Consider the following 13,737-nt stretch of genomic DNA (forward strand, 5'->3'; position numbering starts at 1 on the left):
ATTGGCCGCGCTGGGCGGACTCGTACTCACCGGGTGGCTGACTGCCTCCGGCACCCCGCCCCGCGCGACCGTCGCGACGCCCGCCGGACCGGATCGGCCCTACGAATTCGCCGCGACCTCGGTCTCCACCGGATCCATCACCGGCGTCACCGCCCTGATTCTGATCTGCCTGATCACCGGCGCCGCAGTGATCGGCGTGTTGTTCTATTCGCCGACCCCGCCACGCTCCGACCCACGACGCGATCATCGACGTGCACGGTTACCGCGGACAGCAATGCGGCCCCGCCGAAGCGGGGCCGCATTATCGCGAGCCGAGCGGCACCTACCGGTGCGCACCGGGCACGGAGAGACGTACCGCTCTCCTATTCGTCCAAGGCGCCCGGCGCGGTCTTCGAGACCGTCATCAGGAATTCGACGTTGCTCTTCGACTTCTTCAAACGGTCGATGAGCAGGTCGATCGCCTGCTGCGAATCGAGGCCCGAGAGCACCCGGCGCAGCTTGTGGATGACCGCCATCTCGTCGGGCGACATCAGCAGCTCATCGTGGCGGGTGCTGGACGGGTTGATGTCGACGGCCGGGAACACGCGCCGCTCGGCGATCTTGCGATCGAGCTTGAGCTCGGCGTTACCGGTGCCCTTGAACTCCTCGAAGATCACCGTGTCACCGGTGGAACCGGTCTCCACCATGGCGGTGGCGATGATGGTCAGCGAGCCGCCGTTCTCGATGTTGCGAGCCGCGCCGAGGAACCGCTTAGGCGGGTACAGCGCGGTCGAGTCCACACCACCGGACAGGATGCGACCCGAGGCCGGCGAGGAGTTGTTGTACGCACGACCCAGCCGGGTGATCGAGTCGAGCAGCACGACGACGTCCTGGCCCATCTCGACCAGGCGCTTGGCCCGCTCGATGGCGAGTTCGGCGACCGAGGTGTGGTCGCTCGGCGGACGGTCGAACGTGGACGCGATCACCTCGCCGCGCACCGAGCGCTGCATATCGGTGACCTCTTCGGGACGCTCGTCCACCAGCACCACCATCAGGTAGCACTCAGGGTTGTTGGTGGCGATCGCGTTCGCGATGTCCTGCAGGATCGTGGTCTTACCCGCCTTCGGCGGCGACACGATCAGCGCGCGCTGACCCTTACCGATCGGCATGATCAGGTCGATCACGCGGGTGGTCAGCTTGTTCGGCGTGGTCTCGAGCCGCAGCCGCTGATTCGGATACAGCGGGGTGAGCTTGTTGAATTCCGGCCGGCGGCGGGCGGATTCGACATCCGAGCCGTTGACCGTGTCCAGCCGCACCAGCGGATCGAACTTCTGCCGCTGGTTGCCCTGTTCGCCCTCGCGCGGAGCACGCACCGCACCCGTGATCGCGTCGCCGCGGCGCAGGCCGTTCTTGCGCACCAGGTTCATCGACACATAGACGTCGTTCGGGCCCGCCAGGTAGCCGGAGGTGCGGACGAACGCGTAGTTGTCCAGCACGTCGAGAATGCCGGCGACCGGCTGCAGGACGTCGTCCTCGCGGATCTCGACCTCGCGGCCCTCGCCGCCCTCACGGTCACGCCCGCCACGACGACGCTCCCGGAACCGGCGGCCGCGGCGCCCGCGCCCACCTTCCTCGTCGTCACCGCCACGGTCACCGCCACGGTCGCCACCGCGGGCGGCGCCGTTCTGGCCGACCTGGTTCTGGCCGCCGGACTGGTTGCGGTCGCGGCGACGATCGCCCGACTCCTGATCCGGCTTGGCGTCGCCGCCCTCGGCCTTCGGTTCGGTCTTGGTTTCGGCGCGAGCCTCACCACCGCGGTTCTCGCCACGGCTGTCGCCGCCCTCGCCACGCTGGTCGCGGCCACGTCGCTGGCGGCCGCGGCCACGCTGGCCACCGTCACGGCCGGACTCGTCCCCCGAATCGGCCGGGCGCGCAGCCGATTCCGCGGTTTCCGCGTTGGCGGACGCGGTCTCGGTGCCGACACCGTCGAGAGTCTGCTGCTGACCGCGCGCGGCACCGTTGCGGGTGCTCTTCGGCGCATCGTTCTTGGCGCGGCCCTTGCCGGCGGACTCGGTGGCGTTCTCGGCGGCGTTCTCGGAGGTCCGGGAAGACTCGGTCTTCGCGGCCGCACCGGATTCGGCAGCAGCGCCGGCATTCGACGCGGACTTCGCGGCGGGCTCGGCGCCCGCTTCCGCTCCGGCGGATTTCGCATCGCCCCGGCCGCCACGCGCGGATTTGCCGCCGGAAGCCTGGTTTTCCTTGATGGCGGCGATGAGATCGCCCTTACGCATTCCGGATGTGCCTCGGATACCGAGCTCTCCGGCAAGCGCACGCAACTGCGGCAACAACATTCCAGTCAGCCCCGATCGTGCGACGTCGGTATGTTCGCTCATCTTCGAAATCTGTCCGGAGTCACTTTCGCGGCCGTCCGAGGGATTTGCAGTGTCTACCCCGGGTGTCGCGAGCAGGTCCGTATCTGTCACGGAGATCCTTTCCTTCCCTCGATTGCCGTGTGCATATTCGAGGGTTCGTCCCGAAGCCCGATCACTGTGCCGAGCTCGGATGCCGTATCGCCTGCCCCGCCGGACCGATGGAATCACCACCTGGTCACGGCCACCGGTTCATTGAGTGGGAGTGATCATTCCAGTCGCTGTCCCCGACGTCGAGGTCGAAGTCCCGAGTGATTCGAGCCCCCGAGCCACCGAGCTTGAGCAAGGAGCCTGCTGGAGCGATTGCCCTGATGAAGCACCGGCGTCTGACGCGCACGATGTACGGACGTGCTCAGGATAGCTCTGTATGACCACGTCAGCAAGGCAGCCACGCCATCAATCCACGCGTACACCCGCGGAAATGTCGGGTTCGACCACACGCAGACCATCGTCCTCGGCGAGTTTGCGCAGGTCGTCCGGAAATTCTCCGGTGCTCAGCGCCAGGATGGTAGGACCGGCGCCCGACACCATCGCGGCGAGTCCAGCGGTGCGCAGCCGGGTGATCCAGGCGGTGGTCAACGGCAGCGCGGTGGCGCGATAACCCTGGTGCAGGCGGTCCTGGGTCGCGGGCAGGAGCAGGTCGGGACGCTCGGTCAGAGCGACCACCGACAGCGCGGCGCGGCTGACGTTGAACGCGGCGTCGCCGTGCGGCACCATCTCCGGCAGCAGGCCGCGGGTGTGCGCCGTCGAGGACCGCTCCTGCGGAATCAGCACCGTCGCGCGCAGCCGCGGGTGCGGATCCAGCCGCACCGCACGGTAGACGCGCTGGTAGTGCTCGACCGAGCTGCTCGCGTCGAGTTCGCCGGCCCGGTCGGATTCGGTCCACGACACCACGATGCCGCCGAGCACGCTGGCGGCGGCGTTGTCGGGATGTCCCTCGAATTCCGAAGCCAGCTGCACCAATTCGGCATCCGAACCCGTCAGCGCCGGGTCGAATTTCGCGGCCAGTCCGCGCGCGGCGGCGAGTCCGCCGACGACCGCCGAGGCCGAGGACCCCAACCCTCTCGAATGCGGAATGACGTTGCGGCACACCACATCCAGTCCGTCGGCCCAGACACCCGCGGCTTCCAGCCCGCGTTCGATCGCCCGGACCACCAGATGCGAAGGCCCCCAGGGAACGTCGTCGGCGCCCTCACCCTCCACTCGGATGGTAAGCCCGGAATCGGTGGTACATACCACGATTTCGTCGTACAGCCCCAAAGCGATACCGAGCGAATCGAATCCGGGTCCGAGATTGGCACTGGAGGCGGGCACCCGGGCGGTGACGGTGATTCCGGCCGGCAGGGTTCGCGTCACCACGGCACCGTGCTGTCGCTCGGCGCCGCCCGACGAAGGCGCCGCGGGTCCGACTCGCCGCGCCCGCTCACTGAGCTGACCTTCGCGCGCACTCAACTCAGGCCAACTCGAGCTCGCGAGCCACCGCTACCGGATCGACCGCGATCGCCTCGACCGCGGGCATACCCAGCAGCGCGGTGTCGGGATCCTTGAGACCGTTGCCGGTGACGGTGCACACGACGGTGAGCCCGGAATCGAGCCAGCCCTCCTTGCGCGCGGCCAGCAGACCGGCCACGCTCGCGGCCGAGGCGGGTTCCACGAAGACGCCCTCGGTGCTCGCGACCAGGCGGTACGCGGCGAGGATCTCCTCGTCGGTGGCGGCCCGGAAGGCGCCGCCGGACTGCTCCTTGGCGGCCACCGCGCTGTTCCAGGACGCGGGCGCGCCGATCCGGATCGCGGTCGCGATGGTTTCGGGGTCCTTCACCGGCGCGCCGTTGACCAGCGGCGCGGCCCCAGCGGCCTGCACACCGAGCATGCGCGGACGGCTCGTGGTGAGGCCATCGGCGTGATATTCGCTATAGCCCTTCCAGTACGCGGTGATATTGCCCGCGTTGCCGACCGGCAGGGCGTGCACATCGGGGGCCTTGCCGAGGGCGTCGCAGATCTCGAAGGCCGCCGTCTTCTGCCCCTCGATGCGCGCGGGGTTGACCGAGTTCACCAGGCCGACCTCGGGGAAGTCCGAGGTGACCTTGCGGGCCAGCTCGAGGCAGTCGTCGAAATTGCCCTCGACCTGAATGATCTTGGCGCCGAGCATGACCGCCTGCGCGAGCTTGCCCATCGCGATCTTGCCCTGCGGGATCAGCACCGCGCAGTGCATGCCGGCCCGGGTGGCGTAGGCCGCCGCCGAGGCGGAGGTGTTACCCGTGGACGCGCACAGTACAGCCTTCTGACCGCGAGCCTTGGCATCGGTCATCGCCATGGTCATGCCGCGGTCCTTGAAGGAACCGGTCGGGTTGAGGCCCTCGACCTTGAGATACACCTCACAGCCCGTGAGTTCGGACAGGTGATTCGCGGGCACCAGCGGCGTGCCGCCCTCGTAGAGGGTGACCGGCTCCCAGTCGGCGCCGACCGCCAGGCGTTCCCGATAGGCGGCGATCAGCCCCGGCCACGGAGTGTGCACGGCCCCGGCCGACGGCGGCGCTCCTGTCTGACTCATTCCTCGGTGCCTTCCAATCTCAAGACGCTGGTCACGGACGTGACGGATTCCAGCTCGGCAAGTGCTGCCACCGTATCGGCCAGCGCCGACTCCGGTGCGTGGTGGGTGACCACGACCAGTCGGGCGCCCTCGTCGTGTCCCTCCTGGCGGACCGTCGAGATGCTGACACCGTGCTCTGCGAATTTGCCGGACACCGCCTGCAGAACCCCGGTGCGGTCGGCAACCTGCAGGTTCACGTGATAGCGGGTCGGGATGTCGCCGATCGGCGCGATCGGCAGCTCAGCATAAACCGATTCACCCGGCGCGCGGCCACCGTAGAACTTGTTGCGGGCCGCCATCACCAGATCGCCCATGACGGCAGAGGCGGTCGGCGCGCCGCCCGCGCCCTGGCCGTAGAACATCAGCCTGCCGGCGTTCTCGGCCTCGACCACCACCGCGTTGAAGGCGCCGTTCACCGACGACAGCGGATGCCGCCGCGGGATCAGTGCCGGGTAGACGCGCACCGACACCCGGTCCTTGCCGGCGGGCGTGCTGCCCGCTTCACCCGGCACGGCCACCGCCGAACCGTCCATCGACAGCCGCTCGCCACCGGGCATCCGCTCGCAGATGGCCAGCAGCTTCACGGTGCAGCCGACCGCCGCCGCGGTCTCCAGGTCCTCGGCGGTGATCTTCGAGATGCCCTCGCGGTAGACGTCGGCCGCGGTGACGCGGGTGTGGAAGGCCAGTGAGGCCAGGATCGCGGCCTTGGCGGCGGCGTCGTACCCCTCGACGTCGGCGGTGGGATCGGCTTCGGCGTAGCCGAGCCGGGTCGCCTCGGCGAGCGTATCGGCGTAGTCGGCGCCGGTCTCGTCCATCGCCGAGAGAATGAAATTCGTTGTGCCGTTGACGATTCCGACCACGCGGTTCACCCGGTCACCGGACATCGACTGGATCAGCGGGCGCACCACCGGGATGGCGCCGGCCACCGCGGCCTCGAAGTACAGGTCGGCGCGGCTGCCCTCGGCCGCCGCGGCCAGCTCGCCGGTGTAGTCGGCCAGCAGCGCCTTGTTCGCGGTCACCACCGACTTGCCGCCGTTGAGCGCGGACAGGATGAGCTTGCGTGCCGGATCGATACCGCCCATCACCTCGACCACCAGGTCGACGTCGTCGCGGGCGACCAGCGCTTCGGCGTCGATGGTCAGCAGCTCGGCCGGAATGCCGCGGTCGACGTCGAGGCGCCGCACGGCGACGCCCCGCAGCACTACCGGGGCGCCGACCCGCGAGCGCAGGTCGTCGGCGTGGTCGCGCAGGATGCGCACCACCTCGGTGCCGACATTGCCCATGCCGAGCACCGCGACCCCGATGGGATGTTCGATTCCGAACGCACCGCCTCGGGCCTGGTTCGTCGCCTCGGTCATGAGTGCACCTCCGTCGCTTCCAGGCTCATCAGATCCGCCACCGTCTCGCGGCGCAGCAGCAGCCGCGCCTGCCCGCCGCGGACCGCGACCACGGCCGGGCGGGTGAGCATGTTGTAGCGGCTGGCCATCGAATAGCAGTACGCTCCCGTGGCCGCGACCGCAACCAGGTCCCCCGGCCCGACGTCGGCCGGCATCCAGGTGTCCCGGATGACGATATCGCCACTCTCACAATGCTTTCCGACGACGCGTGCCACCACGGGGGCGGACTCGCTGGAGCGCGAGACCAGCCGGCAGTCGTAGTCGGCCTGATACAACGCGGGACGGATGTTGTCGCTCATCCCGCCGTCGACGCTGACATAGCGGCGTTGTGCGCCCGCGTCGAGCGAGACGTCCTTGGTGGTACCGACCTCGTAGAGGGTGACGGTGCCGGGGCCGGCGATCGCGCGGCCGGGCTCCACCGCGATGGTCGGGGTGGGCAGGCCGATCTGCGCCGCCTCCACCTCGACCAGGTTGCGCACCTTCGCGGCGAAGTCGTCCAGCGGCGGCGGATCGTCGCTCGGCAGATACGAAATACCCAGCCCACCACCGAGATCCAGGATCGCGATCTGTTCGGTGCGCTCGACGCCGAACTTCTCGATCGCATCGCGCAGCAGTCGCAACATGCGCCGCGCGGAGATCTCGAAGCCGTCGATGTCGAAGATCTGCGATCCGATGTGGCTGTGCAAGCCGACCAGGCGCAGATTGTCCGCCTCGAAGACCCGGGCCAATGCCTCCATCGCATCGCCGCCGGCGATCGAGAAGCCGAACTTCTGATCCTCGTGCGCAGTCGAAATGTATTCGTGCGTATGCGCTTCCACGCCGACGGTGACGCGGACCAGCACGTCCTGCACCACGCCCGCACGGGCGGCCACCGCCTCCAGGCGCTCGATTTCGATCAGCGAGTCGACGACGACGTGCCCGACGCCCGCCGCGACGGCCTGCTCGAGCTCGGCGACCGATTTGTTGTTGCCGTGCAATGCGATTCGCTGGGCGGGGAAGCCGCCGTGCAGTGCCACCGCCAGTTCACCGCCGGAACACACGTCCAGGTGCAGGCCTTCGTCACGCACCCAGCGCGCGATCTCGCCGCACAGAAATGCCTTGGACGCGTAGTGAACTCGCGCGCCTGGACCGAAGGCGCGGACCATATCGCGGCAGCGGGAACGGAAGTCGTCCTCGTCGACCACGAACAGCGGCGTGCCGAATTCGGCGGCGAGCTGCGTGACGGGCATACCGGCCAGGCGCACCACCCCGTCGGCATCGCGAGAGGCGTTGCGGGGCCAGACCTTTTCGGGCAGGTCGATCATCGCGCGGGGATCCGCGGGCCGCTCCGGCAAGTTGGGGGCGTGGGGGATCTCGGCGTGCCGGGGTCCCGCCGGATGCGCACTCACAATAATTCCTTCCTCACACGATGACCTGACCGACGGCGGTTCACATGCGCTCCGGGGCGGATACGCCCAGCAGCGCCAGACCGTTGGACAGCACCTGACGGGTGGCGTCGACCAGTTGCAGGCGGGCGGCATTGACCGGCAGGACCAGGTCGTCGTTCTGCGGCAGGATCCGCAGCGTCTTGTTGGTCTGGAAGCGGTGGTAGGCGCCGGCCAGTTCCTCCAGATAGCGGGCCACGCGGTGCGGTTCGCGCAGGCTCGCCGCACTCGCCACCACGGCCGGGAACTCGCCGAGGGTGCGGATCAGCTCACCCTCCTCGTCGGCGGACAGCAGCCCGAGATCCGGTGTGACACCGGCGAATCCGAATTCCGTGGCATTGCGGGCGACCGCGCAGGTGCGGGCGTGCGCGTACTGCACGTAGTAGACCGGGTTCTCACTGCTCTGCTTGGTCCACAGATCCAGATCGATATCGATACTCGAGTTCACCGAACTGCGCACCAGCACGTAGCGGGCGGCGTCGACGCCGATCGCCTCGACCAGATCGTCGAGAGTGACGACCGTGCCGGCGCGCTTGCTCATCCGCACCGCCACACCGTCGCGCACCAGATTCACCATCTGGCCGATCAGCACCTCGACGGTGTCCGGATCGTCGCCGAACGCGGCCGCCGCCGCCTTCAACCGGCCGATGTAGCCGTGATGGTCGGCGCCGAGCATGTAGATGCAGAGGTCGAACCCGCGCGAGCGCTTGTTCTGAAAGTAGGCGATATCGCCGCCGATATAGGCGGACTTTCCGTCGCTCTTGATGACGACGCGGTCCTTGTCGTCACCGTACTCGGTGCTGGCGATCCACCAGGCGCCGTCCTTCTCGTACAGGTTGCCCGAGGCCTTGAGCTGGTCGAGCGCCTTCTCGACGGCACCCGAGGCGAACAGCGAGCTCTCGTTGAAGTACACGTCGAAATCGGTGCCGAAATCGTGCAGCGTCTGCTTGATGTGGGCGAACATCAGCTCGACACCCTCGCGGCGGAACAATTCGTGCCGCTCGTCGGACGGCAGCGTCACCGCGTCCGGATGCGCGGCGGTGATCTGGCCCGCGATCTCGGAGATGTAGGCACCGGCGTAGCCGTTCTCCGGGGTGGGCGCGCCGGTGGCGGCGGCGACCAGCGATTCGGCGAAGCGGTCGATCTGCGCGCCGTGGTCGTTGAAGTAGTACTCGCGAGTCACGTCGGCACCCTGAGCGGCCAGGATGCGGCCCAGCGCATCGCCGACCGAGGCCCAGCGAGTACCGCCCAGATGGACCGGGCCGGTCGGATTGGCGGAGACGAACTCCAGGTTGATCTTGGTGCCGGCGAGTGCCCGCGCGGTGCCGTAGGCCGCGCCCGCGGCGCGAATCTGCTCCACGATGGCGCCCTGAGCAGCCGCGGCGAGACGGATGTTCAGGAAGCCCGGACCGGCCACGTCGGCCGATTCGATGCCGTCCGTGGCGGCCAGCGCGTCGGCCAGCAGACCGGCCAGTTCGCGCGGATTCATTCCGGCCTTCTTGCCCACCTGCATGGCCACATTCGTGGCATAGTCTCCGTGTTCCGGATTACGGGGACGCTCCACCTTGACCTCGTCGGGCAGGACCGCAGGGTCGGATCCACGTTCGACGAGCACCTTCGCCGCGGTCGCACGAAGGAGTTCTGCAAGGTCAGCTGGAGTCACGAGTCTCTATCCTATGGTCCGAGCGGGTGTGCGCCGCCAGCGGGCACCTGCTCGGCGCACCCGGCATCCGGCACCGGCGGTCCCGGCCCGCCGCACCCGTACCCCTCCGACACACCCGAAGAGAGCGCTACGCCGATGCCGAACACCAGCGCGAAATCAGCCAAGGCGATTCGTGCCGCCGCGAAATCCGCCCCCGGCGGGGCATACAACGGCAATTCCAACCCTCCGAAGCACCGGCGTGTTCCCTGGGCGCTGGTCGGCGCGGTCGTGGTGATCGCCGCCCTGGTCGTCGCGCTGGTCGTCTATTTCGTTCCCAAGTCGCGCCACCACGCCGACAAGGAGAAAGCCGTCCCGCCCACCGGTCAGATGGACGAACTCCCCGCCGATATCCCGGGCATTCCCGCTATCCCCGGCATGCCCGGCGCCCCGATGCCGACGCGCTAGCGCCGGGCCGCCGCTGAATCCCTGCTCGGACCTGTCTTTTGGCGCACGCCGTGTGATGCGATACGCTTTCCCCGCCCGATCGGACGACGTATCCACTGGTGTCGACCGGGTCCAATCCCCGCCCTCGTAGCTCAGGGGATAGAGCGTCTGCCTCCGGAGCAGAAGGCCGCAGGTTCGAATCCTGCCGAGGGCACACACAACAAAGGCCCCTGACCAGCAGTTCACCGGTCGGGGGCCTCTCTTGTCTGTCACCTCAGACAGCCTCAGTGTCACGAGTTGTCACAACCTCGCCCAAACTCCTCGCCGCGTCCCTCAGCGCGTCGGCCTGGGAATGGGTGTAGATCCTCGCTGTCACACTCGCGTCAGCGTGGCCCAGCCAGGCCGCGATGACCGCCAGGGGAACCTTGCGCAGGTGCATCGTCGTGCCGCAGGTGTGACGAGCGTCATGGAGCCGAATGTGACGAACCCCAGCACGCTTGACCGCCCGCGCCCACCGATGGGTCAAGGTGTCCGGATGGTAGGGGGTGCCATCCTCGTTGCACGCCACGTAGCCGAGATCCTGATACGCCTCCCCCAGCTGAAGCTTGTCGGCCGCCTGACGACGACGAGCCCGCTTGAGGACTTCCGCCATCTCGTTGTCCATCGGGAGTTCTCGAATCAAGGGCGGCGCGTCGGGCGCGTCGGCGCCGCTCTGGCGACGTGGCAGAACGCCGACTTTCCCTCTCTGACCACTTCATGCAACGACGTGGCAGTGCTGGGCACGACGTCTGCCGTACCCGACCGGGCCTCCCGCAGCCGAGGACCGAATCGGCCGGCCACCAGCTCAGTCGACCGGCTGTGGTCGCCCTCGGTAGCCGGATATCCGAGGAAGCTCACCAGAATCACGGTGCCGGTGCCGGCGCAGTTCGGTTCCGCACCAGCAGGTTCCGGCGCTCACCGATCCTTCCCCATTGCAGTGGACGATCTGCCGAAGGCATACCACCGGCGCAGGGCACTCCAAAGGGCGCTACGCGTCACTTCGTGATGGGCATTCGCCCACCCTTTTCCGCACCCCACACCGGCGGTCTGGACAAGCCCAGATCGACCACAGCAACGAGGAAGGACCTCCCGATGAGCACCACCACATCCGTCTGCGGAATCCGCGGTTGCGACGCCCCCGCCACCGAAATCCACCCGATGCCCCGGTTCGGACGCACCACCTACCGCTGCCACCCGCACCACGCCCAGGACCTCGCCAACCAGGCCGCCGCCGACACCTACGACCCCGCAGCCGCCTACGAGTGACCCCGAGGGGGCTCCGGCCCCCTTCCCACCACTTCGGCCACCGGCACCGCCGCCGGTGAGTGAGTCGCCAACGACGTCGACTCCAGCCGATCACCCCGATGCTGGTCACATCGGGACACCGGTTACCCGGTGCGGACGACGGTCCTTCCCGTCCGCACCGGGTTTCCGCCACAACTTGCGTTGAGTCGCTGCCGAATTCGCCTTATATCTATAGATAGAAGGTGGGAGACCGATCTGGTGTCATCTCACTCCTCGTGCGGCTCATGAACTGATGGAAGCGAAATCTTGACGGCCGAGAGCCAGAACGCAGGACTCGGCATCGCCTTCACGAAGGCGGTCAGGGCGTCCAGGTCCTTTGCGCTCTGTCGGCTGAGGACAGACGCGCCAGCGCAGACGTAGAAGATCAACGCCCCAACGCCGAGAGTCGCGAGGACAATCAATGTGATGCAGACGCATACAACCACTGCGAACACGGTTCACTCCAGATACGAAGAATGAACCGGATCCGCTGGACCAGGCGTACCGGCTATGCCGTGAGATTTATGGCCGGCCCTAGAAACGTGGTCCGCTTTCACACCGGGAAGGCCCTCCCAGAACAGCCGGGAGCTCGCGTCACAGACCATACCAGCCGCCACACTGCTCGCCGATCATCTACTGACTGCGCGACCTTCGGCCGCGTGGCCCTGACTGTGGTCGGCCTGCATTGTGTTCCCGCGCCCCTCCAGCGTCAAGGGCGCTACGCGTCACTACGTGATGGGCATTCGCCCACCCTTGACCCCGGAGCCTCTACGCGAGAAGGGCAGGCCTTATGGGGCAGGCGGGAGCCAGCCCACCCATGTGCGCAACCCGACCACCGCCAGGGCCCACGTGGTCCCGCTAGGCCGGAACGGCCGAGAAGAGGTCCAACTCTGGTTCTGGAGGGGCTTGCGGTTCAAGGATCTTGAGATCATCAAACTTCCCAGCGCACTTCAAGATTCCGTTATCCCGCGTGTAGAGACTCCCGCACCTCCACGCCATGGCCGTTGCGAGCACCGAGCCGTCCGGCCCCTTTAACTGATGTTCGACGGCAAGGTCAGCGGCCTTGCGTGCAAGTCGCTCAGATAGCTCCGCCACGATGAATCGACTTGCCGAAATCCAGCTGATAGCGGCGGCGACGCGTTCTCCCCGGACATCGGCCGGCAGGTGGTTACCCCTGATCTCGCCCGTCCCTGCAATCTCGGTAAGAACGATTGCTGGAAGGACAATCTCGTAGCGCGTGCCATGCCCGTCAAGCAGGTACCCCGCGTTCGCGGCACGAACCGGATCAACGTTGGTTAGCAGGTCGACCACAACACATGTGTCCACAGCGACGCGGGGAAGTGATTTAGTCACGCTGCGTCCTGACCCAGTCGACCGGATCGTGCCCGTCTGTCCAGTCAGGCCCGAATAGTCCCATCACCGAACCGGCTCCCCGCTCTCGAACAGCATGATTCAAGATCTCGACCCCTTCAGCGCGAATCTTGAGGAGTCGACCTTCCTCATCGCGGGAAACCTCGCCCCACACTTCGACTTCCGCATCTAGAGACTGCTTGAACTGCCCCGCCAACTCGGCTGGAAAGTTCACCGCCACCACGTCTTCTGTCCTGTAATCCCGCAGCGCTGCCGACCGGTGGCTCGTTGTCTCGTCGTTCGTGTAGCGGTACAACACTCCCCGCACAGCCCCGAGCGAGACGGTAGCAGGAGCGAGAGCCTTCTCGGCGTTGCGCTGTATCACGTCATCGATTCGCGCCACCATTCTGCTCGTGGTCAGAGCCACCAGGTGAATGCCACGCTTGTTTTTGACCTTTCCGAGGTCAACCAGCGCTTCTACCCCCTTGCGACTCCATCCTGGCGGGATGGCCGGATGCAGCGAGAGCTCGTCTAACCCGCTTTGCAGCGTGTCGATATCGTCCGATGGAGCAGAGATGGTTACGTGCGCGCTACCGAACCACAGGTATTGAAGGCCGAGTTCACTTCGCCCGTGTGGCTCGAGTCGCATGTCGTGATCGAAGCTCTTCACGATGCGCTCGATGGCAATGATCGCGTCAGCAAGAGCGCGCGGGTCGAAATCCTTCCCTTCCAAGTCGATAGTGACGGTGTCCCTACCACGGTCGTCACCCATAGCCGCGCACCTCCTCTCGCTCTGCTCTTAACACCAATCATGCAACAGATGGCCAGGGGAGGTGACCCATCCGCACTTCGAGATGGCCGGGCGTCGACCCGCCGCGCCCAGCATGACGCCACATCAGCCGTCCTGACGTTGGCTCGCCCGGAACAACGAAGCTCGCCAGTGCATGCTCGGTGTCACCACAGTGTCACAAGTTGCGCCGATCACCCCGGACTGCGACATACGAAAACGAATGATCGCGATACATCGGCACCCCAGGTCAGACCTCGAAAAATCGGCCAAGGCTGCCTCCGGAGCAGAAGGCCGCAGGTTCGAATCCTGCCGAGGGCACAGAACGCAAGGTCCCGACCAACCCGGTCGGGACCTTTCTCGTTTGTCGAT

11 protein-coding genes and 1 tRNA gene are annotated in these 13,737 nt (G+C 67.0%); 3 read left to right on the forward strand and 9 right to left on the reverse strand.

All coding sequences use genetic code 11. From position 1 onward, the window contains the following. Positions 1-362 precede the first annotated feature (362 nt). The 6 genes from rho to argS all read right to left on the reverse strand — a co-directional run bounded on the left by rho (position 363) and on the right by argS (position 9,482). On the reverse strand, positions 363-2,372 hold the full coding sequence (gene rho / locus C5E41_RS20090; protein WP_104377354.1) for a transcription termination factor Rho: 2,010 nt from the start codon (positions 2,370-2,372) through the stop codon (positions 363-365). Positions 2,373-2,804: 432 nt separating this feature from the next. Next, positions 2,805-3,764, reverse strand: a complete 960-nt coding sequence (gene thrB / locus C5E41_RS20095; protein ID WP_104377451.1) for a homoserine kinase — start codon at positions 3,762-3,764, stop codon at positions 2,805-2,807. 97 nt (positions 3,765-3,861) lie between these two features. Then, entirely contained in the window at positions 3,862-4,959 is a 1,098-nt protein-coding gene (gene thrC / locus C5E41_RS20100; protein WP_104377355.1) for a threonine synthase, read from the reverse strand. Beyond that, positions 4,956-6,356: a homoserine dehydrogenase gene (locus C5E41_RS20105; RefSeq protein ID WP_104377356.1), complete on the reverse strand. Its 1,401-nt coding sequence runs from the start codon at positions 6,354-6,356 to the stop codon at positions 4,956-4,958. Before C5E41_RS20105 ends, thrC begins: the two co-directional genes overlap by 4 nt. Beyond that, positions 6,353-7,783: a diaminopimelate decarboxylase gene (gene lysA, locus C5E41_RS20110; RefSeq protein WP_104377357.1), complete on the reverse strand. Its 1,431-nt coding sequence runs from the start codon at positions 7,781-7,783 to the stop codon at positions 6,353-6,355. The genes C5E41_RS20105 and lysA overlap by 4 nt, the downstream gene beginning before the upstream one ends. Before the next feature lie 40 nt (positions 7,784-7,823). Next, positions 7,824-9,482: an arginine--tRNA ligase gene (gene argS / locus C5E41_RS20115; protein ID WP_104377358.1), complete on the reverse strand. Its 1,659-nt coding sequence runs from the start codon at positions 9,480-9,482 to the stop codon at positions 7,824-7,826. A gap of 135 nt (positions 9,483-9,617) precedes the next feature. Here argS and C5E41_RS20120 point away from each other — a divergent pair, with 135 nt between their 5' ends. Further along, on the forward strand, positions 9,618-9,926 hold the full coding sequence (locus C5E41_RS20120) for a hypothetical protein (protein ID WP_104377359.1): 309 nt from the start codon (positions 9,618-9,620) through the stop codon (positions 9,924-9,926). A 120-nt stretch (positions 9,927-10,046) separates the two neighbouring features. Beyond that, a tRNA-Arg gene (locus C5E41_RS20125) sits at positions 10,047-10,119 on the forward strand. A 60-nt stretch (positions 10,120-10,179) separates the two neighbouring features. Here C5E41_RS20125 and C5E41_RS20130 read toward each other — a convergent pair. Beyond that, positions 10,180-10,569, reverse strand: coding sequence for a tyrosine-type recombinase/integrase (locus tag C5E41_RS20130; RefSeq protein WP_104377360.1), 390 nt, complete (start codon positions 10,567-10,569; stop codon positions 10,180-10,182). A gap of 467 nt (positions 10,570-11,036) precedes the next feature. Here C5E41_RS20130 and C5E41_RS33990 point away from each other — a divergent pair, with 467 nt between their 5' ends. After that, the gene (locus C5E41_RS33990; RefSeq protein WP_181063330.1) at positions 11,037-11,210 is read left to right on the forward strand and encodes a hypothetical protein; all 174 of its coding nucleotides are present in this window, start codon (positions 11,037-11,039) and stop codon (positions 11,208-11,210) included. Between the two features lie 876 nt (positions 11,211-12,086). Here C5E41_RS33990 and C5E41_RS20140 read toward each other — a convergent pair. Beyond that, positions 12,087-12,581, reverse strand: a complete 495-nt coding sequence (locus C5E41_RS20140) for a type II toxin-antitoxin system VapC family toxin (RefSeq protein ID WP_308706131.1) — start codon at positions 12,579-12,581, stop codon at positions 12,087-12,089. After that, complete coding sequence (locus C5E41_RS20145) at positions 12,574-13,350, reverse strand: hypothetical protein (protein ID WP_104377363.1); 777 nt, start codon at positions 13,348-13,350, stop codon at positions 12,574-12,576. The genes C5E41_RS20140 and C5E41_RS20145 overlap by 8 nt, the downstream gene beginning before the upstream one ends. Positions 13,351-13,737 lie beyond the last annotated feature (387 nt).

It is taken from the genome of Nocardia nova, from assembly GCF_002933465.1.
Classification (GTDB): Bacteria; Actinomycetota; Actinomycetes; order Mycobacteriales; family Mycobacteriaceae; genus Nocardia; species Nocardia nova_B.